This is a genomic window from Streptomyces sp. NPDC059895 (assembly GCF_042731035.1).
Taxonomy (GTDB): domain Bacteria; phylum Actinomycetota; class Actinomycetes; order Streptomycetales; family Streptomycetaceae; genus Streptomyces.
In genome coordinates this window covers 145,641-165,487 of record NZ_JBHWKO010000014.1, presented here as the reverse complement: position 1 = coordinate 165,487, position 19,847 = coordinate 145,641, and the positions used below count along the sequence as shown (strand labels likewise).

The window sequence follows — 19,847 nt, the reverse complement described above, 5'->3', positions numbered from 1 at the left end:
GGAGGCACGCCGCCCGGCCGCGGCCCGGCGCGCACCGGTTGCCGCGTGACCTCGCGCGCCCTGCGCAGTTGATCCCGGCATGAAGAAGCGCAGCATGCTCGCCATCGCCTCCCTCGCCACCGGCTTCGTCGTCGCGGCGATCACCCCCTCGCACGGTCTGGCCGGTCAGGATCTCGACGGGCTGAACGTGGGGGACACCCTCAGCACGCTCGACCCGGCCATCGCCAGCGACAGCCTGGCCGGCGTCGACGAGAGCGCCCTGGGCGGGAACGACTGACGGATTCCGTACACCGCCGTGGCGCCGGTCCCCACCGTGAGGGGCCGGCGCCGCGGTGTTCACGCGACCTCAACGGGAGGTGGTTTCCGTGGCAGGGTGGAGCGGGCAAGCCACAGGGGGCCAAACAGAAGAGGGGGAAACGTGATCGTCTGGGTCAACGGTGCGTTCGGCGCGGGGAAGACCACCACCGCACGCGAACTGGTCGACCTGATCCCGAACAGCACGCTCTTCGACCCCGAGGTCATCGGCGCGGCGCTCCCGCATCTGCTGCCGGCCAAACGCCTCGCCGAGGTCGGCGACTTCCAGGACCTGCCGATCTGGCGCCGGCTCGTGATCGACACGGCGGCCGCCCTGCTGGGCGAACTCGGCGGCACCCTCGTCGTCCCCATGACCCTGCTGCGCCAGGAGTACCGTGACGAGATCTTCGGCGGTCTCGCCGCCCGGCGCATCCCCGTGCGGCATGTGCTCCTCGCCCCGGCGGAAACGATCCTGCGCGAGCGAATAGCCGGGCGGGACATCCCGACCGACCTCCCCGACGGCGAGATGCGCCTACGGCAGTGGTCGTACGACCACATCGAGCCGTACCGCGCCGCCCTCGCCGCCTGGCTCACCGCGGACGCCCACCCGGTGGACACCAGCGACCTCACCCCGTACGAGACCGCCGTGCGCATCGCGGGGGCCGTCGGCAGCGGCGCGGTGCCCGCCTGCGACATCGTGCAGACCCCCGAACCCACCGCGGAGACGCTGGCCGCCGGCGTGCTGCTCTTCGACGAACGGGACCGGGTGCTGCTGGTCGACCCGACCTACAAACCCGGCTGGGAGTTCCCCGGCGGTGTCGTGGAGCCCGGCGAGGCTCCCGCGCGCGCGGGCATGCGCGAGGTCGAGGAGGAGACCGGCGTGCGCCTGGACGACGTACCGCGGCTGCTCGTCGTCGACTGGGAACGGCCGGCGCCGCCCGGCTACGGAGGGCTGCGCCTCCTCTTCGACGGCGGCCGGCTCGACCCGGCGGTGACCGAGGAACTGCTGCTGCCCGGGCCGGAGCTGCGCGCCTGGCGCTTCGTGACGGAGGACGAGGCGGCCGATCTGCTGCCACCGGTCCGGTACGAGCGGCTGCGCTGGGCGTTGCGGGCGCGCGAGCGGGGCGCGGCGCTGTACCTGGAGGCGGGGGTCCCGGTCTGACGGGGTAGCCGGCTCCGGGCCGGCTACCCGCGGCAGACTCCCGGCCTCGGGCCGCCGCCTCGGACGAACTCCCGGCCCCGGGTGGGAGGGCCCGGTCCGGCGGGGTCAGCCCGCCGGACCGGGGCAGTGGTTCCCGCCGGGCCGGGGCGGTGGTTCAGCTCGCCGCGTAGGTGCGCAGGAACAGGGCCTCCGCCACCGAAAGGCGCTCCAGCTCCTCGGGGGACACGCTCTCGTTCACCGCGTGGATCTGGGCCTCCGGCTCGCTCAGGCCGATGAGCAGGATCTCCGCCTTCGGGTACAGGGCGGCGAGGGTGTTGCACAGCGGGATGGAGCCGCCCTGGCCGGCGTACTGCATCTCCTGGCCGGGGTAGGCCACCGCCATCGCCTCGGCCATCGCCGCGTACGCCGGGCTCGCGGTGTCGGCGCTGAACGGCTGGCCCTGCCCGACCTGTTCGGTCCGCACCCGCGCGCCCCACGGGGTGTGCGCCTCCACGTGGGCCCGGAGCAGCCCGGTCGCCTCGGCCGCGTCCTTGCCCGGCGGCACCCGCAGGCTGATCAGCGCGCGGGCGCTCGCCTGCACGGACGGGGTGGCGCCGACGACCGGCGGGCAGTCGATGCCGAGGACGGTGACCGCCGGGCGGGCCCAGATGCGGTCCGCGACCGTGCCGGAGCCGATGAGGCCGACGCCGTCCAGAACCTTGGCGTCCTGGCGGAACTGCTGCTCGTCGTACTCCAGTCCCTCCCAGGCGGGGCCGTCGGTCAGCCCGTCGACGGTCGTCGAACCGTCCTCGGCGCGCAGCGAGTCCAGGACGCGGATCAGCGCGCCGAGCGCGTCGGGCGCGGCGCCGCCGAACTGGCCGGAGTGCAGGTTGCCCGCCAGCGTGTCGATCTGCACCCGCACCATGGTCATGCCGCGCAGGGTGGTGGTGACGGTGGGCAGGCCGACGCGGAAGTTGCCGGCGTCGCCGATGACGATGGTGTCGGCCGTCAGCAGCTCGGGGTGCTGCTCGGCGTAACGCTCCAGACCGCCCGTGCCCTGTTCCTCCGAGCCCTCGACGATCACCTTCACGTTCACCGGGACGCCGCCGTTCGCCTTCAGGGCGCGCAGGGCGAGCAGGTGCATGATGAAGCCGCCCTTGCAGTCGGCCGTGCCGCGCCCGTACCAGCGGCCGTCGCGCTCGGTCAGCTCGAACGGCGGGGTGACCCAGCCGGCCTCGTCCAGCGGGGGCTGTACGTCGTAGTGGGCGTAGAGCAGGACCGTCCGGGCACCGTCGGGCCCGGGCAGGAAGCCGTACACGGACTGCGTCCCGTCCGGCGTGTCGAGCAGGGCCACGTCCTGGAAGCCCTCGGCGCGCAGCGCGGCGGTTATCCAGTCCGCCGCGGCCTCGCTCTCGCTCCGGGGGAACTGGTCGAAGTCCGCCACCGAGCGGAAGGCCACCAGCTCGGTGAGCTCCGCCTTCGCCCGGGGCATGAGCGAGGCGACGGTCTCGGCGACCGGATTCGACGACATGGGCACGCTCCTTGTGGGTGCGACGTTGTACCGATGAGTGCCGTCGATCCTCCCACAACGGGCCGTGGCGATCTCGGTCGTAGGATGCGGGGGACAGGTGCGGCAGGCGGCGTGATCGGGAGCAGTAGACCATCGTGAGCAGCGAGAACTCTTCGGCGGACGACGAGCGGCGGGTGTGGGACGTCGTCGTGGTGGGCGCGGGACCCGCGGGGGCTTCGGCCGCCTACGCGGCGGCGGTCACGGGACGGCGTGTGCTGTTGCTGGAGAAGGCGGAACTGCCCCGCTACAAGACGTGCGGCGGCGGCATCATCGGTCCTTCCCGCGACGCCCTGCCACCCGGCTTCGAACTGCCCCTCCAGGACCGGGTGCACGCGGTGACCTTCTCCCACAACGGGCGCTTCACCCGCACGCGCCGCTCCCGGCACATGCTGTTCGGGCTGATCAACCGGCCCGAGTTCGACCAGCAGCTCGTCGAACACGCCCAGAAGGCGGGCGCCGAGCTGCGCACGGGCGTCACCGTGCAGCGCGTCGAGCAGCACGGTTCGGCGGTGCCGGACCGGCGGTCGGTCGCGGTCGTCCTCCAGGGCGGCGAGACGCTCCTGGCGCGCGCGGTCGTCGGCGCCGACGGCAGCGCCAGCCGCATAGGGGCGCACGTCGGGGTGAAGCTCGACCAGGTGGACCTCGGCCTGGAGGCGGAGATCCCGGTGCCGGAGACGGTCGCCGAGGACTGGAAGGGGCGGGTGCTCATCGACTGGGGCCCGATGCCCGGCAGTTACGGCTGGGTGTTCCCCAAGGGCGACACGCTGACGGTGGGGGTGATCTCGGCGCGCGGTGAGGGCGCCGCCACCAAGCGGTACCTGGAGGACTTCGTCGGGCGGCTCGGCCTGGCCGGCTTCGAGCCGAGCATTTCCTCCGGCCATCTGACCCGCTGCCGGGCCGACGACTCACCGCTCTCGCGCGGGCGGGTGCTGGTGTGCGGGGACGCGGCCGGCCTGCTGGAGCCGTGGACCCGGGAGGGCATCTCCTTCGCGCTGCGCTCGGGCCGGCTCGCCGGGGAGTGGGCGGTCCGCATCGCGGAGGCGCACGACGCGGTGGACACCCGCCGCCAAGCCCTGAACTACGCGTTCGCGATCAAGGCGGGCCTGGGCGTGGAGATGAGCGTGGGCAAACGCATGCTGGCGCTCTTCGAGCGGCGCCCGGGTCTCTTCCACGCGGTCCTCACCGGCTTCCGTCCGGCCTGGCGCGCGTTCACGGACATCACCCGTGGCCGGACCACGCTCGGTGAGCTCGTCCGTACGCACCCGCTCGCCCAGCGCGCGCTGAACGCGATGGACCGGCGCCAGACGGGCGAGGGCACCGGATCCGGCTCCTGAGCGGACGGACGGCGCGGATCGCTGTCTGTCCGCATCCGCGTCGTTGTCGGTCCGCGTCACTGTTGGTCCGGATCGCCGTCGGTCGCGTCATTGTCGGTCCGCGTCACTGTCGGTCCGCATCGCCGTCGGTCCGCATCGCCGTCGGTCCGCATCGCCGTCGGTCCGCATCGCCGTCGGTCCGCATCGCCGTCGGTCCGCATCGCCGTCGGTCCGGATCGCCGTCGGTCCGCATCGATGTCGGTCCGGATCACCGTCGGTTCGTGACGGTGATCCGGAACACCGGGTGGTCGGGGGCGGCGCGGCGCAGGTCGGCGTCGGAGGAGTCCGGGCCGACGCCCTTGAAGAAGGCCCCGACCTCGGCCTTCCAGCGCTTGAGGTAGGCCCGCAGCAGCGGCACCTTCTCGTCGTCGCCGACCTCGACGGCGGTGAACTCCTCCACCGTCCGGCCCAGGTGCAGCTCGCCGCCGCCGGCCGCGCGCATGTTGTGCGTCCACTGGACGTGCCCGCGCGGGGCGACGAGGTACTGCTGCCCGTCCACGGTCAGCAGGTTCACCGGCGTGGTCCGCCACTCCCCGCTCTTGCGGCCGCGTACGGCCAGCATCCGCGATCCCCACACGCTCAGGCCGCGGCGGGTCAGCCATGCCACGGCGCGGTTGAGCACGTTCACGGTGATCCAGCCGGGCTTCTGGACGTGGGTGGTGGTGGACATGGCTGTGGCCTCCTCGGAAGTAAGTGTGAGCACTGCTCTCGCTCGCTCATGGGAAGTCTGCACCGGATCGGTGATCCAATGCAAGAGCAGTGCTCTCTTTTGTGGTCACTGCTCCGCTTTCCGTGGGAGACTGGGCCCATGAGCAGCAGCGCACGCGGGGTCCGCGCCCGCGCCCGGATCGAAGTCACCGCCGCCATCAAGGAGGAGGCGCGCAGACAGCTCGAGGCGGAGGGCGCCGCCAGGCTCTCCCTGCGGGCCGTGGCCCGCGAGCTGGGTATGGTCTCCTCCGCCCTGTACCGCTACTTCCCGAGCCGTGACGACCTCCTCACCGCCCTGATCATCGACGCCTACGACTCCCTGGGGGAGAGCGCGGAGGCCGCCCATGCCGCCGTCGTGGACGCCGGGCCGGTCCGGCGCTGGGTCGCGGTCTGCGAGGGGGTGCGGGCGTGGGCGCTGGCCCACCCGCACGAGTACGCGCTGATCTACGGCTCACCGGTGCCCGGCTACAGCGCGCCCCGGACGACGGTCCCTCCCGCCGCCCGCGTCGGCACCCTCCTCATCGGCATCGCACGCGACGCCCGGGAAGGCGGAACGCGGCCCGTCGAGCCGGAGCTCCCCGCCGACCTGCGCGCCGAGGCCGAGCGGATGGCGTCCGACCTCGCGCCCGACCTGCCGCCGGAGGTCGTCGCGGCGCTGGTCGCGGCCTGGGCCCAGCTGTACGGGCTGGTCGGCTTCGAGCTGTTCGGGCAGTTCCAGCGGGTGGTGGAGGACCGCGAACCGTTCTTCCGGCACGCGGTGACGCGGCTCGCCCACGGGGTGGGGCTGGCGGAGACCGGCTGACGGGTTCGGTGGCCGGCGACGCGCTGCCGGGCGCGCACCACGGACGGGGCACGGCCGGGGCGGTGCCGGCCTGGGCCGACAGGGGCCGGCTAGGAGCCGGGGTCGGTCCGGCGGTTCCGGTCGGTCCGGTCGGTCCGGTCGGGCTGGGTGTCGTCGGTCCGGCCGGGCCGGCCGCCGGTGGAACGGAAGCGCGTCAGGACGCTCACCACCCGGGCCGTGAAGAGCACGGGCGCGAGCACGCCCCCCGTGCGCAGCAGCAGTGTCTCGACGGTGTCCGGGAGCCGGAACAGCAGCGCCGGGCCGGCGACCGCTCCGAAGAGGACGGCCGCCGCGAAGGCTGCGCTGACCAGCGCGTACCCGATCTCGACGGTGATGGCATCGCGTTCGGCCTGTGTGCGCCGTCCCCCGTGACCGCTCATGCCGTGAGTGTCACAGGCGTGCGCCCGGCGGGACAACCGCCCCCGCCGGGCGCACGTACGGAGGCGCCCCCTACTTGCGGACCGGGACCGGTTCCGCGTGTGCCTCCTCCACCGTGGACCCGGCGACCACGACCGACCGCCGCGCGTGGCGCGTGCGCAGGCCGGTGAGGCTGATCAGGAGCCCGAGGGCGGCGATCGCGGTGACCATCGCCAGGCCGGGCCGGTAGCTGTCCAGGACCGTTTGCGGGGTGGGGTCGGCCGGGGCGCCCGCGGTCACCACCGCCGTCACGACGGCGAGGAACAGCGCGCCGCCCACCTGCACCGAGGTGTTCAGCAGGCCGGAGACCATGCCCTGCTCGTGGTCCTCCACCCCGTTGGTGGCCTGGATGTTGAGCGAGGGGAAGACCAGCGCGCAGGCAGCGCCGATCAGCAGCATGCTGGGCAGGATCGCCGTGGCGTACACCGGGTCCAGGTCGACGCGCAGGAACAGCGCGTACCCGACGGCCATCAGGGCGAAGCCCGTCACGAGCAGCCGCGGGGTGCCGTACCGGTCGACGACGGAGCCGACCCTGGTCGAGGAGAGCGCCACCAGCGCACCCGCCGGCAGGAAGGCCAGCGCCGTGTGCAGCGCGGACCAGCCCAGCAGCGTCTGCATGTAGAGCGTCGCCAGGAACTGGAAGCCGACGTACGAGCCGAAGAAGGCCATCGCGCCGAGCTGGGCGCGGACCTGGCTGCCGGAGCGCAGCACACCGAGCCGGACCAGCGGACCGGCCGAGCGCCGCTCGACGAGGACGAACACGGCCAGCAGGGCGGCCACGGCGAGGAAGGACAGCAGGGTGCGGGCGGAGGCCCAGCCCGCCTCGGGCGCCTGGACGACGGTGAAGACCAGCAGCAGCATCGACGCGGTGCCGAGCACGGCGCCCGGGACGTCGTAGCCGCTGTGCCGCGGTTCGCGTTCGCCGCGCGGCAGCAGCTTCAGGCCCGCCAGCAGGGCGATGAGCGCGATCGGCGCGGGCAGCAGCATGGTGAGGCGCCAACTGGCCTCCGTGAGCAGGCCGGAGAGGACGAGGCCCATGGAGAAGCCGGTGGCGGCGCAGGTGGTGTAGAGGGAGAGCGCGCGGTTGCGCAGCGGACCCTCCGGGAACGTCGTGGTGATGATCGACAGGCCCGCCGGGGCCGTGAAGGCCGCGCTCAGGCCCTTGACGAACCGGCTGGCGATCAGCAGCGGCCCCGAGTCGACGAGTCCGCCGAGCAGGGAGGCGAGCGCGAAGACGCCCAGGGCGACCAGGAAGACCTGGCGGCGGCCGAGCAGGTCGGCGGTGCGGCCGCCGAGGAGGAGGAGACCGCCGTAGCCCAGGATGTAGCCGCTGACGATCCATTGCAGGGTCGAGGTGGACAGGCCGAGGTCGGAGCCGATGGACGGCAGGGCGACGCCGACCATCGACACGTCCAGCGCGTCCAGGAACATCGCCGCGCAGAGCACCAGCAGGGTGCCCCACAGCCGCGGGGTCCAGCGGACCTCCGACGGAGGTGACGCGGGGGAGGGGAGCGGAGAGGTCATGCCGCGACACTACATGCACGTGCATCGAATGCAAGTGCATTTAATGTCGGTGCAATGAAATCGGTCCTCTGCTACGGTGCGGGCCATGGCGGCGGAGAAGGCCGGACAGGCGGCGCTCGTGGAGCGGTGGCGGGGCATCCTGGCGACGCACGCGCGGACCCAGTGCGAACTCGACCGCGCCCTGCACCGGCACGGCCTGTGCGGCAGCGACTTCGAGGTGCTCGACGTGCTCGCCGGGAAGGCGCCCTCCGACGGCTCGTGCGGTTTCCGCGTCCAGGAGATCGCCGAGCGGGTGCATCTGAGTCAGAGCGCGCTCTCGCGGCTGGTCGCCCGGCTGGAGAAGGAGGGCCTCGTCGAGCGCGCCATGTGCGCCGAGGACCGCAGGGGCGTCCGGGTGGCGCTCACGGGAAAGGGGCGCGCGCTGCACGGCGAGGTGCTGCCCGTGCAGCGCGCGGTACTGACGCGGATGCTGGCGCAGTGACGGCACCGGCCGGCCGGTGCCGCCGGGCGGTCACTTCAGGACGATGGCGGACGTCTCGCGCCACAGGTCCGCGAGCGTGGCGTCGCCCGTGACGGCGGGCAGTGGCAGCCGGTTCCACAACGCCAGGTAGAGCTGCGCCGCCGTCCCCGTCACCTCGCAGTCGGCGTCGCCCTCGGCGCCCCGCTCGGCCTTGGGCGGCTCGGACGACAGGCGTACGGTCCACACGGCGTCGTCCGCGTCGGTCGCCCGCACCCGCAGGACGCGGGGGGTCACGGTGCGGACCCGGCTCTCGGGGCGCGCGTGGAGGGCGCGCAGCAACTCGTCGACGCCGTCCGCCGCGAACGCGTGGTCGAAGAGGTCGGCGCTCTCCCCGGGCGCCGTACCCTGCGCGGACTCGGCGTCCACCCGGTGCACGGCCGTCTCGTGCGCCTGCCGCCGGGCCCAGAAGGCGAGCGGCGAGGGCGCGGGCAGGAAGGCCCAGCACTCCACGTCGGGCGGGGCGGTGGCGAGGGTGTCGACGAGCCGGCGGTGTCCCTCCTCGAACCAGGTGAGCAGGTCGGCGCCGTCGAGGTCCGGCGGGTCCTCCACCGGGTGCGGGGCGGTGAGCCGCTCGGCGACGTGCGACGCCGCCCAGCGGTGCACGATGCCCGTGTGCCGCAGCAGGTCCCGGACCTGCCAGTCCGGGCAGGTCGGCACCTTCGCGTCCGGGCCCGCCGCGGCCGCCGCGGCGGCGAGCCGTGAGCCCTCCCGGTCGAGGACGCTGATGAACTCGGCAGTCTCCATGCGGTGAAGTGTGCCGGATGGAGTGTGCTCAAGGAGCTCCGCGCGGTGCTGCCGCTGAGCTCAACTCGGTGCCGCGCGGCGGAAGAAGAGGCCGATCAGGGCCGCGACCGCCGCCAGTGCGGCCACGCTGGTGAGCGCGACGGGCAGGGAGAACCAGTCCGCCATGAAGCCGATCGCCGGCGGCCCGAGGAGCATCCCGCCGTACCCGAGGGTGGAGGCGACGGCGACGCCGGTGGGACCGGCGAGGGCGCCCGCGCGTTCCACGGCGACGGGGAAGAGGTTGGCCAGTCCCAGCCCGGTGACGGCGAACCCGAGCAGGGCCACCCACACCGTGGACGTGAGGGAGGCGACCAGCATGCCGGCCGCCGCGGTCGCCCCGCCCGCCACGACCGTGCGCGTCCGGCCCAGGCGCTGCAGCAGCGTCGTGCCGGTGAGCCGGCCGACGGTCATGGCGAGCGCGAAGCAGGAGTAGCCCGCGGCCGCGAGCCCGGCGGAGGCGTCCAGGTCCTGCTGGAAGTGCAGGGCGCCCCAGTCGGCGAGGGCGCCTTCGCCGTAGGCCGTGCACAGGGCGATGAGGCCGAAGACGACGACGAGGCGGCGGGTGCGCGGGGTGAGGCGGCGCGGCGGTTCGGCGGGGCGTGTGGGCTTCTCTCGGACAGGCGCCTCGTTCACGCTGGTTGCGGGGTGCGGGTCGTCGCCGGCCGTCCCGCCGGTGTCCCGGGCGGACGCCGGCGGGGGCGGCGTCTCGCGCAGCAGCGTCGGTCCGGCGAGCGCGGTCACCAGCAGGCCGATGACGCACAGGCCCACCAGGTGGCGCGTGGGGGAGAGGGAGTCCGCGACCAGCCCGCCCAGACCGGCGCCGATCATCCCGCCCAGGCTGAAGGCCGCGTGGAACGTGGGCATGATCGGCCGGCCGAGGGCCGCGACCAGGTCGACGGCGGCGCTGTTGAAGGCGACGTTGATACCGCCGTAGGCGGCACCGAAGAGAAGGAGGACGGCCGCCAGCGCGGTCGCGGAGTGGGTCAGCGGGGGCAGGGTGACGCTGAGCGAGAGCAGGACCGCGCAGACCACGGTGACCTGGTGGTTGCCGTAGCGCCGGCAGAGCCGGCCCGTGAGCATCATCGTGACGACCGCTCCGGCGGAGACCCCGAGCAGGGCGAGCCCGAGCGCGCCGGTGGAGGCGTCCGTCTGTTCCTTGACGGCCGGGATGCGGACGACCCAGCCGGCGAAGACGAAGCCGTCGAGGGCGAAGAAGACGGTCAGGGCGACCCGGATCCGGCGGAGCGCGTCGCCCGGCACGGCGTTGTGCGGACGGGCTTTGTTTATGAGCGGCACAAAGTGAGGCTAGGTGAGGGATGCGCCTGGAACAAGGGAGGCTCCGGGCGGTGGGGGTGGCTCCGCCCTCCCCGGGATCTGGCTTCCGGCGCCCTCGGGCCCGGCCCCGGCGTCCTCGGGCCCGGCTCCCGGCGTCCTCGGGCCCGGCTCCCGCCGTCCTCGGGCCCGGCTCCCGCCGTCCTCGGGCCCGGCTCCCGCCGCCCTCCGGTCCTTGCTCCCGCCCTCCCGGGATTCCGGCTCCCGCTCCCCCTCGGGTCCGCAGATTCTTCACACTCCGCTCACCGAAAACTCTACTTGCTTAAGTCAATCAAAGGGATCTAGAGTCTGGGCGTCGTGCACACCGCATCTCCCCCCACGGAGGCCCGGCCCATGAGCCCTGCGCACCCCAGCCCCGAGCCGACGGCGGAGGTCCCCGCCTCGCGGGCCGGTCTCGTCGTCGCGGTGCTGGCCTTCGGCGGGATCGTGGTCTCGCTGATGCAGACCCTGGTGATCCCGATCGTCCCCGAACTGCCGAAGCTGCTGGACGCGTCGGCCTCGGACGCGGCGTGGGCGGTCACCGCCACGCTCCTCGCGGCCGCCGTCGCCACCCCCGTCATGGGCCGCCTCGGCGACATGTACGGCAAGCGCCGCATGCTGCTGGTCAGCCTGGTGCTGCTCGTCGCCGGGTCCGTCACCGCCGCGCTCAGCGACACGCTGGCCCCACTGCTCGTCGGCCGGGCGCTCCAGGGCCTGGCCTCCGGCGTCATCCCCCTCGGCATCAGCATCATGCGCGACGAACTGCCCGCCGAGCGGCTCGGGGCGGCCACCGCGCTGATGAGCGCCTCCCTCGGGGTCGGGGGCGCGCTGGGGCTGCCCGCCGCCGCGCTGATCGCGGACCGCTTCGACTGGCACGCGCTGTTCTGGACCTCGGCCGGGCTCGGCGTCCTCGCCGTGCTGATCGTGCCGCTGGCCGTGCCCGAGTCGGCGGTGCGCACCGGCGGGCGGTTCGACCTGGTGGGGGCCGTCGGTATCGCGGCGGGGCTGGTCTGTCTGCTGCTGGCGGTCTCCAAGGGCGCCGACTGGGGCTGGACCGGCGGCACCACGCTCGGGCTGTTCGCCGCCGCGGTCGTCGTCCTGCTGCTGTGGGGCGTGTTCGAACTGCGCGTCGCGCAGCCGCTGGTGGACCTGCGCACCACCGCCCGCCGCCAGGTGCTGGTGACCAACCTCGCCTCGACGGCGTTCGGGTTCTCCATGTTCGCCATGTCCCTGGTCCTTCCGCAGCTCCTGCAGTTGCCTGAGGCGACGGGGTACGGTCTGGGCCGGTCGCTGCTGGACGCGGGCCTGGTCATGGCCCCCGCGGGCCTGGTGATGATGGCCGTGGCGCCGGTCTCCGCCGCGCTCTCCAGGGCGCGGGGGCCGAAGGCCACCCTGATGCTCGGTGCGGTGGTCGTCGCCGTCGGCTACGGTCTCGGCACCGTGCTGATGGACGCCGTGTGGCAGCTCGTCCTGGTGTCCTGCGTGATCGGCGCGGGCATCGGCTTCGCCTACGGTGCGATGCCCGCGCTCATCATGGGCGCCGTGGACACCGCCGAGACGGCCGCCGCCAACAGCCTCAACACCCTGATGCGGTCCATCGGCACCTCCACCGCCGGCGCCGTCGCCGGCGTCGTCCTCGCCCGGATGACCACCACGTTCGGCACCACTGCCCTGCCCTCGGAGAACGGGTTCAAGGTCGTCATGGCCGTCGGATCGGGCGCCGCCGTGCTCGCCCTGCTGGTCGCCGCCTTCCTCCCCCGGCAGCGGACGGCCGCCGCCACGGAGCGGGAGGGCACGGACGGTCCCGTACCGGCCACCGCCGGGCAGCAGCCCGAGCGCTCTGTACCGGCCGCCGCCGGGCAGTTCCCGGAGCGCCCTGTACCGGTCGCCGCCGAGCGGCGTCCCGGCCACCCCGTCCCGGCCACCGCCGGGGTGTCGGAGCGGGCCGTGGGCGCGGCCGTCGCCGTCCCGCTGGCCCGTGCCGTCGCCGACCTGGTCGCCGCGGTGCCGGGCCTGGCCGACGGCGGCCCCGCGACGGGCGGGTACCGGGTGCGCGGCCGGGTGCGGGGCGCGGAGGGCGCTCCGGTGGGCGGCGCCTCCGTCACCCTGATCTCCCTGGGCGGAAGCCAGCTGAGCCGCTCGGCCGCCGCGCCCGACGGCTCCTACACGGCCGAGGCGCCGGGGCAGGGGACGTACGTGCTGATCGTCTCCGCCGACGGCCACCAGCCGCAGGCCACCACCGTCGTCGTCGGTGCCGCGCCCGTGACGTACGACGTGCTCCTCGTGGGCGGCAGCGTGCTCGCCGGCGTGGTGCGGTCGGCGGACGGCGGGAAGCCGGTCCCGGGGGCCGTCGTCATCGTCACGGACGTCCGGGGCGATGTGCTGGCCACCGTGCGCGGCGACGGCGTCGGCGCGTTCTCCGTCGCCGACCTGGTACCGGGGCCGGTGACCCTCGCGGTCAGCTCGCCCGGACACCGTCCGTCGGCGATGTCCGTCGAGGTCGCCGCCGCGGGGACCACCCGCGTCGACGTCGAGCTGCGGCCCGGGGCGCAGGTGCGGGGCACCGTGCGCGGAGCGGGCGCGCCGCTCGGCGACGCGCGGGTGACCCTGGTCGACGCCGCCGGGAACGTCGTCGCCACCACCACGACCGGGAGGGACGGCACGTACGCCTTCTCCGACCTGGACAGCGGGCAGTACACGGTCACGGCCACCGGCTACCCCCCGCGCGCGCAGGGCGTGCGCCTCTGCGGCGGGGACGCCGACGGCCACGACATCGAACTCGCCCACGCCGCCGACTGAGTTCCCGGGACGGGATCCGTTCCGCGTTCGCCGGTTCTCCGGACCGGGATTCCCTTCACGGCGCCTACGCGCCGCGGAGGGAATCCATACGTTGCGGCGTGGGAGGTGTACGCGGGGCCGCCGCGTCTGGCAGTACTGCAAGGAGCCGGAAGCCCGGGGTCCGCCCCTCCGGCGCACACGTCCGCCCGCTCGTCAGGGAGTCGCCCATGCCCCGCTCGGAAGCCCGCGTCCGCACCGACCGCCCCCATCGCTACGGCAAGCAGCTCGCCGCCCACCTCGGCCGCCGCGCCGAGTCGAGCTGGGACGAGGAGAAGGGTGAGGGCAGCATCACGTTCCCGCAGGGCACCGGCACCCTCACCGCGACCGAGGGTGCCCTGCTGCTCACCCTGGAGACCGAGGCCGAGCACCTCGACCGGCTGGAGGACGTGATGGGCCGTCACCTGGTCCGCTTCGGCACGCGCGACGAACTGGTCGTCGAGTGGCACCGCGACACCGGGGAGCCGGGCAGCACCCAGCGCGGCGAATCCGCCTGAGAACAGCGGCCGCAGCGACCGCGCAACGCCCCCGCCCGTCCCGTGGCGGGGGCGTTCGTGCTTCGCTCGTCAAGACGTACGTCTCGGCATGCGAGACGCCTCTTTGACATTAGCCGGACTTATGAAAGATAAAGGGGATGCTTTGGCCATCTATTAGCAATGTGTAGTCGATGGCCCCCTTCTAGCCGAATGAGTTCCGCCGTGCCCGAGCCCGCCACCGCTCCTCCTTCCACCGATGCCGCCGAGCGGTGGAACACCTGGTGTGCCGGGCGCCGCGCGGCGCTCACCGCCCCCACCGGGAACCTCGCCCTCGTGGAGACCCGCTGGCTCCCGGCGGGCGAACTCCCGGACGTGGACGCGGCCGGGGCCGGTCTGCCCGACACCGTGACCGTCACCACGGTGACCCGCACCGACCTGGTCACCGGCGCGCCCGAGCACGGGCTGCGCTTCTGGGACGCCGCCGCGCCCGCCATCGAGGGCTTCGAACGCGTGGACGTCTTCCCCTACGACCCCTCCTGGGTCCTCGAGGCCTCCTACACCCCGGTCCCGGGCGCCCGCCGCGTCGCCTTCGAGCACATCCGGGACAACGGCGGCACCCGCGACCTCGTCGTGCCCGGAGACATCTCACTCACCGTCGACGGCCACGACTACACCCTCAGCGCCTTCGACGACGACGGCACCCTCCTCCTCGTCTTCGGCGACCCCACCAACGGCGACAGCACCTACGGCGCCGGCCGCTTCCTCTTCGTCGAGCGCACGGACGACGACCACCGCGTGGTCCTCGACTTCAACCGGGCCTTCGTACCGCCCTGCGGGTTCTCCGATCAGTACAACTGTCCGATGCCGCCGCGGCAGAACCGCCTCCACCTGGCCGTCGAGGCCGGCGAGAAGCGCCCCGTCTTCCGCGACGGCTTCACCGCACAGCACTGATCGCTCCCTTCCCCGTCCCGCAGCACGCACGAAAGCACCGCACGCCATGAGCCTCCAGAAGTCGTCCCTGTACGCGATCACCACCGCGGCCGCCCTCTCCCTCACCCTCACCGCCTGCGGCGGCGGCTCCACCGGGGGCAGCGCCTCCGGCGGCACCTGGGACAAGAACGCCACCGTCGACATCGGCTCCCTCTACGAGCCGCAGAACCTCGACAACACCGCGGGCGGCGGCCAGGGCGTCACCGAAGCGCTCAACGGCAACGTCTACGAGGGCCTGTTCCGGCTCACCGACGACGGCGACGTGGACAAGCTCCTCGCCCAGGACTACCAGGTGAGCGCCGACGGCCTCACCTACACCTTCACCCTCCGCGACGGCGTGACGTTCCACAGCGGCAAGGAACTCACCAGCGCCGACGTCAAGTACAGCCTGGAGAAGGTCCTCGCGGACGACTCGCAGTCGGCCCGCAAGAGCAACCTCGAGGTCGTCAAGGACATCGCCACCCCCGACGCCAAGACCGTCAAGGTCACGCTGTCGCAGAAGTCGATCTCCTTCGTCTACAACCTCTCCTACGTCTGGATCATCAACTCCGAGGCGAAGGACCTGAAGACGAGCGAGGACGGCACCGGCCCCTACACCCTCGCCAAGTGGACCCGCGGCTCCGCCCTGAGCCTGAACCGCTTCGCCGGCTACTGGGGCGACGCCGCCGCCAACAAGCAGGTCGTCTTCCACTACTACAAGGACGCCACGGCGCTCAACAACGCGCTGCTGACCAACGCCGTCGACGTGGTCACCAGCGAGCAGTCGCCCGACGCCCTGGAGCAGTTCAAGAACAACCAGAACTACAAGGTCAACGACGGCGACTCCACCACCAAGCTGCTGCTCGCCTTCAACGACAAGGCCAAGCCCTTCACCGACGTCAAGGTGCGCCAGGCCGTCTCCGCCGCCATCGACGACAAGAAGCTCCTGGAGTCCGTCTGGGGCGGCTACGGCAAGCTCATCGGCTCGATGGTGCCGCCCACCGACCCCTGGTACGAGGACCTCACCGACGTCAACGCCCACGACGTCGCCCAGGCCAAGAAACTGCTCGCCGAGGCCGGTTACGCCAAGGGCTTCAGCTTCACCCTCGACACCCCCAACTACGACCCCCACCCCACCGCCGCGACGTTCATCAAGTCCGAACTCGCCAAGGTCGGCATCACCGTCAAGATCAACACGATCACGCCCGACGAGTGGTACACCAAGGTCTACAAGAACCACGACTTCACGGCCACGCTCCAGGAGCACGTCAACGACCGCGACCTCGTCTGGTACGGCAACCCCGACTTCTACTGGGGCTACGACAACGCGCAGGTCACCCAGTGGGTCGCGCAGGCCGAGGCGGCCTCCACCGCCGCCGAGCAGACCGAGCTGCTGAAGAAGGTCAACCGCAAGACCGCCGAGGACGCCGCCAGCGACTGGCTCTACCTCTACCCGCAGATCGTCGTCGCGAGCAGCAAGCTCTCCGGCTACCCGCTCAACGGCCTGAACTCCCAGTTCTACGCCTACGACATCAAGAAGAAGAGCTGATGGGCCGCTACCTGCTGCGCCGGCTCGCCTTCCTGCTGGTGTCGCTGGCCCTGGCGAGCGTGGTGCTGTTCGTCCTCCTGCGCATGCTGCCCGGCGACCCGGCCAACGCCCTCACCGCGGTCGGCGCCAGCGACGATCAGATCGCCGCGGCCCGCCACTCCATCGGCTCCGACCGCCCGCTGCCCGAGCAGTTCACCCACTGGCTCGGGCAACTGGCGGGCGGCGACCTCGGCACGTCCTTCGTCAGCTCGCTGCCCGTCGGCCCCGAGGTCACCGCCCGGCTGAACGTCACCGTCCCGCTCACCCTGGCCGCCTTCGTGCTCGCGGTCCTGGTCGCCGTACCGGCCGGGTTCGTCGCCGCGCACAAACGGCGCACCTGGTACGGCGCCCTGCTCAGCGGCGTCTCCCAGCTGGGCATCGCGGTACCCGTGTTCTGGCTCGGCATGATCCTCATCGCCGTGTTCGCGCTGAACGCCGGATGGCTGCCCTCCGGGGGATTCCCGCAGGACGGCTGGTCCGCGCCGGCCGACGCGGTCCGCTCGCTCGTCCTGCCGGTCGTCACCATCGCCCTCGTGATGAGCGCCTCCCTGATCCGCTACGTCCGCTCCGCCACCCTCGACGTGCTCGGCAGCGACTACCTGCGCACGGCCCGCGCCCTCGGCGAGGGCTTCGGCACGGCCATGTGGCGCCACGGCCTGCGCAACGCCTCCGTACCGGTCATCTCCATCCTCGGCATCGAACTCGCCTCCACCCTCCTCGGCGCCGTCGTCGTGGAGTCCGTGTACGCGCTGCCCGGTCTCGGCTCCCTGCTGGCCACCGGCATCGCCCAGCACGACTACCCGGTGATCCAGGGCGTCCTCTTCGTCTCCACCCTCGCGGTGCTGCTCATCGGCTTCCTCGCCGACCTCGTCCAGCGGATCGTCGACCCGCGGCTGCGCGGCCGCCTCTCGGGAGGTGCCCGGTGACGGCCCCCACGGACATCCTCGCCCGCCCGGCCGAACGGCGGACGGGCTCCCGCCCCCGCCGCGGCTCGGCCACGCTGGCCGTGGGCTGCGTCCTCACCGGCCTGGTCGCGCTGCTCGCCCTCGTGTCGTTCCTCTGGCTGCCCTACGCCCCCGACGACACCACCGGCGGACGGCTCGCCGGACCGGGGGACGGGCACCTGCTCGGCACCGACAAGCTGGGACGCGACCTGTTCACCCAGCTCATGACCGGTGCGCGCATCGCCTTCGGGGCGGGCCTCGGCTCCGTCGCCGTCGCCGCCCTCATCGGCGTCACGCTGGGCGTGCTCGCCGCCTTCGCCCAGGGCTGGCTCGACGACACGCTCTCGGCGTTCCTCGACATCCTCATCGCCTTCCCGACCCTGCTGCTGGCGATGCTCGTCGTCGCCGCCCGTTCGGCCACCCTCGGATCGGCGGTCCTGGCCATCGGGCTGGCGCAGAGCGCGGTCGTGGCCCGCCTCGTCCGCATCCTGGCCAAGCGGGTCCTCACCCAGGACTACATCACCGCGGCCCGCACCTCCGGCACCTCCTGGCCGCGCACCGTCGCCGGCCACGTCCTGCCGAACATCTGGCCCACCCTCGTGGTCAACCTGGCCCTCCAGTTCGGCCTCGCCGTCCTCGCCGAGGCCGGACTGTCCTACCTCGGCCTCGGCGCGCCGCCGCCCAACGCCTCCTGGGGACGCCTGCTCCAGGAGGCCCAGGCCACCTTCACCACCGCGCCGGCCGGCGCCCTCGCCCCCGGCGTCCTGCTCGTGCTCCTCGTCGTGGGCGTCAACCTGATCGCCGACGGCCTGCGCGACACCCTCGACCCGGCGAGCCGCGGGAGGCGGACATGACCCTCCTCGACGTGGACGGGCTGTCGGTGCGCACCGCCGGCGGACGGCCCCTCGTCACCGACCTGTCCTTCACCCTCGCGGGCGGCGAACGCCTCGGGCTGATCGGCGAGTCCGGTTCCGGCAAGTCCCTCACCACGCTCGCGGTGCTCGGACTGCTGCCGGAGGGCATGACGGCCACGGGCAGTGTCGTCCTCGCGGGAACCCAGATCGTCGGCGCCCCGGAAAGGCGCCTGACCGCCGTCCGGGGCCGCGACGCCGCGGTCGTCTTCCAGGAACCGCTGACCGCCCTCGACCCCCTGATGCGCGTGGGCCGCCAGATCGCCGGCCCCCTGGCCCGGCGCACGGGCCTGAAGGGGAAGAAACTGCGGACCGCCGTGTTCGACACCCTCGAACGGGTCCGGCTGCCCGAACCCGAGCGCATCGCCCGCGCCTTCCCGCACGAGATCTCCGGCGGCCAGCGCCAGCGCGTCGCCCTCGCCGCCGCCCTGGCCTGCGAGCCCGCGCTGCTCATCGCCGACGAACCGACCACCGCCCTCGACGTGTCCGTGCAGGCGGAGATGCTCGACCTGCTCGACACCCTCGTGCGGGAACGCGACATGGCGGTGCTCTTCGTCAGCCACGACCTCGCCGTCGTCGCCAAGGTGACCGACCGGGTGCTCGTGATGAAGGACGGCCGGGCCGTCGAGGAGGGCACGGTGCGGGACGTCGTGGGCGACCCCCGCGAGGAGTACACCAGGAACCTGGTCGCCAGCGCCCGCACGCTGGAGTCCGCACTGCACCTGAGGAGCGCGACGTGACCCCCGTGCTGGAACTCGCCGACGTGGCGGTGCGCTACCGGGGTGCCCGCGCCGACGTGGTCCGGGACGTGTCCCTCGCGGTGCGTCCCGGCGAGAGCCTCGCCCTCGTCGGTGAGTCCGGCGCCGGCAAGACCACGCTGCTGCGTCTCCTGCTCGGCCTCGCCCGCCCCACCGCGGGCACGGTCCGCTTCGACGGCGCGCCCCTGGCCCTGCGCGACCGGCAGCAGATGCGGCGCTTCCGGCGCAGCGTCCAGTGCGTCTTCCAGGACCCCTACTCCTCGCTCGACCCGCGCCGCCGGGTGGGCTCGATCGTCGCCGAGCCGCTGCGCTCACTGGGCCTGGACTCCCGGGCGAGCGCCGCGCCGAAGGTGGCCGCCGCGCTCGAAGGGGTCGGGCTGCCCGCCGACGCCGCCGAACGCTATCCGCACGAGTTCTCCGGCGGCCAGCGCCAGCGCATCGCCATCGCCCGCGCCACGGTGTGCGACCCGCGCGTCCTGCTCGCCGACGAGCCCGTCAGCGCGCTGGACGTCACCACCCGCGTGAAGGTGGTCGACCTGCTGGCCGAGCTGAAGCGGGAGCGGGGCCTGACCCTGGTGATGGTCTCCCACGACCTGTCCGTCGTGGCCTCCCTGTGCGAGCGCACCGCCGTGCTGGAGCGCGGCCTGATCGTCGAACAGGGCGACACGTCCCAGGTGCTGGGCGACCCGGCCCACCCGTACACCCGCCGCCTGATCGACAGCGTTCCCCGCCTTCCCGTCTGACGCGCCACCGTCCCCCGTCTTCCCGCCTGACGCGCCACCGGGCCGCCGGGCGCGGTCCCCACCCGGCGGCGGAGGGCCCGGCCTCGGCTGTCCGTCGCGGGGTTCGGCCCGCATGCCGCGACCCGCGGGGTTCGGCCCGCG

Annotated in this window: 19 protein-coding genes; 13 read left to right on the top strand and 6 right to left on the bottom strand. The window is 73.3% G+C overall.

Annotated features, from left to right (window positions below; all coding sequences use genetic code 11):
• Positions 1–79: 79 nt before the first annotated feature.
• Both ACFV9M_RS18760 and ACFV9M_RS18755 read left to right on the top strand, forming a co-directional pair.
• The gene (locus ACFV9M_RS18760) at positions 80–277 is read left to right on the top strand and encodes a hypothetical protein (protein WP_385062992.1); all 198 of its coding nucleotides are present in this window, start codon (positions 80–82) and stop codon (positions 275–277) included.
• A 141-nt stretch (positions 278–418) separates the two neighbouring features.
• Complete coding sequence (locus tag ACFV9M_RS18755; RefSeq protein ID WP_385062994.1) at positions 419–1,456, top strand: NUDIX domain-containing protein; 1,038 nt, start codon at positions 419–421, stop codon at positions 1,454–1,456.
• Between the two features lie 154 nt (positions 1,457–1,610).
• Here the strand turns inward: ACFV9M_RS18755 and ACFV9M_RS18750 are convergent, their stop codons facing one another.
• Positions 1,611–2,966 carry a dipeptidase gene (locus ACFV9M_RS18750; RefSeq protein WP_385062996.1) on the bottom strand — a complete coding sequence of 452 codons (1,356 nt, stop codon included), beginning with the start codon at positions 2,964–2,966 and terminating at the stop codon, positions 1,611–1,613.
• A 134-nt stretch (positions 2,967–3,100) separates the two neighbouring features.
• Here ACFV9M_RS18750 and ACFV9M_RS18745 point away from each other — a divergent pair, with 134 nt between their 5' ends.
• A complete protein-coding gene (locus tag ACFV9M_RS18745; protein ID WP_385062998.1) occupies positions 3,101–4,339 on the top strand; it encodes a geranylgeranyl reductase family protein in 1,239 nt (412 codons plus the stop codon).
• 247 nt (positions 4,340–4,586) lie between these two features.
• Here the strand turns inward: ACFV9M_RS18745 and ACFV9M_RS18740 are convergent, their stop codons facing one another.
• The gene (locus ACFV9M_RS18740; RefSeq protein ID WP_385063000.1) at positions 4,587–5,048 is read right to left on the bottom strand and encodes a nitroreductase family deazaflavin-dependent oxidoreductase; all 462 of its coding nucleotides are present in this window, start codon (positions 5,046–5,048) and stop codon (positions 4,587–4,589) included.
• Between the two features lie 138 nt (positions 5,049–5,186).
• Between ACFV9M_RS18740 and ACFV9M_RS18735 the strand changes: the two genes are divergently transcribed.
• Entirely contained in the window at positions 5,187–5,888 is a 702-nt protein-coding gene (locus tag ACFV9M_RS18735; RefSeq protein WP_385063002.1) for a TetR/AcrR family transcriptional regulator, read from the top strand.
• An 89-nt stretch (positions 5,889–5,977) separates the two neighbouring features.
• Here the strand turns inward: ACFV9M_RS18735 and ACFV9M_RS18730 are convergent, their stop codons facing one another.
• Entirely contained in the window at positions 5,978–6,307 is a 330-nt protein-coding gene (locus tag ACFV9M_RS18730) for a DUF6332 family protein (RefSeq protein WP_385063004.1), read from the bottom strand.
• Between the two features lie 70 nt (positions 6,308–6,377).
• Positions 6,378–7,868: an MFS transporter gene (locus ACFV9M_RS18725; RefSeq protein WP_385063006.1), complete on the bottom strand. Its 1,491-nt coding sequence runs from the start codon at positions 7,866–7,868 to the stop codon at positions 6,378–6,380.
• Between the two features lie 85 nt (positions 7,869–7,953).
• Between ACFV9M_RS18725 and ACFV9M_RS18720 the strand changes: the two genes are divergently transcribed.
• A complete protein-coding gene (locus tag ACFV9M_RS18720; RefSeq protein WP_385063007.1) occupies positions 7,954–8,349 on the top strand; it encodes a MarR family winged helix-turn-helix transcriptional regulator in 396 nt (131 codons plus the stop codon).
• Between the two features lie 30 nt (positions 8,350–8,379).
• Here ACFV9M_RS18720 and ACFV9M_RS18715 read toward each other — a convergent pair whose 3' ends face one another.
• Both ACFV9M_RS18715 and ACFV9M_RS18710 read right to left on the bottom strand, forming a co-directional pair.
• Complete coding sequence (locus tag ACFV9M_RS18715) at positions 8,380–9,132, bottom strand: maleylpyruvate isomerase family mycothiol-dependent enzyme (protein ID WP_385063008.1); 753 nt, start codon at positions 9,130–9,132, stop codon at positions 8,380–8,382.
• A 60-nt stretch (positions 9,133–9,192) separates the two neighbouring features.
• On the bottom strand, positions 9,193–10,467 hold the full coding sequence (locus tag ACFV9M_RS18710; protein WP_385063009.1) for an MFS transporter: 1,275 nt from the start codon (positions 10,465–10,467) through the stop codon (positions 9,193–9,195).
• 369 nt (positions 10,468–10,836) lie between these two features.
• Between ACFV9M_RS18710 and ACFV9M_RS18705 the strand changes: the two genes are divergently transcribed.
• From ACFV9M_RS18705 to ACFV9M_RS18670, 8 genes are all read left to right on the top strand, one after another.
• A complete protein-coding gene (locus tag ACFV9M_RS18705) occupies positions 10,837–13,281 on the top strand; it encodes an MFS transporter (protein WP_385063011.1) in 2,445 nt (814 codons plus the stop codon).
• A 206-nt stretch (positions 13,282–13,487) separates the two neighbouring features.
• A complete protein-coding gene (locus ACFV9M_RS18700) occupies positions 13,488–13,814 on the top strand; it encodes a DUF2218 domain-containing protein (RefSeq protein WP_385063013.1) in 327 nt (108 codons plus the stop codon).
• 189 nt (positions 13,815–14,003) lie between these two features.
• On the top strand, positions 14,004–14,744 hold the full coding sequence (locus ACFV9M_RS18695) for a DUF1684 domain-containing protein (protein WP_385063015.1): 741 nt from the start codon (positions 14,004–14,006) through the stop codon (positions 14,742–14,744).
• Between the two features lie 46 nt (positions 14,745–14,790).
• Positions 14,791–16,311, top strand: coding sequence for an ABC transporter substrate-binding protein (locus ACFV9M_RS18690; RefSeq protein WP_385063016.1), 1,521 nt, complete (start codon positions 14,791–14,793; stop codon positions 16,309–16,311).
• Positions 16,311–17,276, top strand: coding sequence for an ABC transporter permease (locus ACFV9M_RS18685; protein WP_385063018.1), 966 nt, complete (start codon positions 16,311–16,313; stop codon positions 17,274–17,276). Before ACFV9M_RS18690 ends, ACFV9M_RS18685 begins: the two co-directional genes overlap by 1 nt.
• Positions 17,273–18,148, top strand: a complete 876-nt coding sequence (locus tag ACFV9M_RS18680; protein WP_385063020.1) for an ABC transporter permease — start codon at positions 17,273–17,275, stop codon at positions 18,146–18,148. Before ACFV9M_RS18685 ends, ACFV9M_RS18680 begins: the two co-directional genes overlap by 4 nt.
• Positions 18,145–18,945: an ATP-binding cassette domain-containing protein gene (locus ACFV9M_RS18675; protein WP_385063021.1), complete on the top strand. Its 801-nt coding sequence runs from the start codon at positions 18,145–18,147 to the stop codon at positions 18,943–18,945. The genes ACFV9M_RS18680 and ACFV9M_RS18675 overlap by 4 nt, the downstream gene beginning before the upstream one ends.
• The gene (locus ACFV9M_RS18670; RefSeq protein WP_385063023.1) at positions 18,942–19,706 is read left to right on the top strand and encodes an ABC transporter ATP-binding protein; all 765 of its coding nucleotides are present in this window, start codon (positions 18,942–18,944) and stop codon (positions 19,704–19,706) included. Before ACFV9M_RS18675 ends, ACFV9M_RS18670 begins: the two co-directional genes overlap by 4 nt.
• The last annotated feature ends 141 nt before the right edge of the window (positions 19,707–19,847 follow it).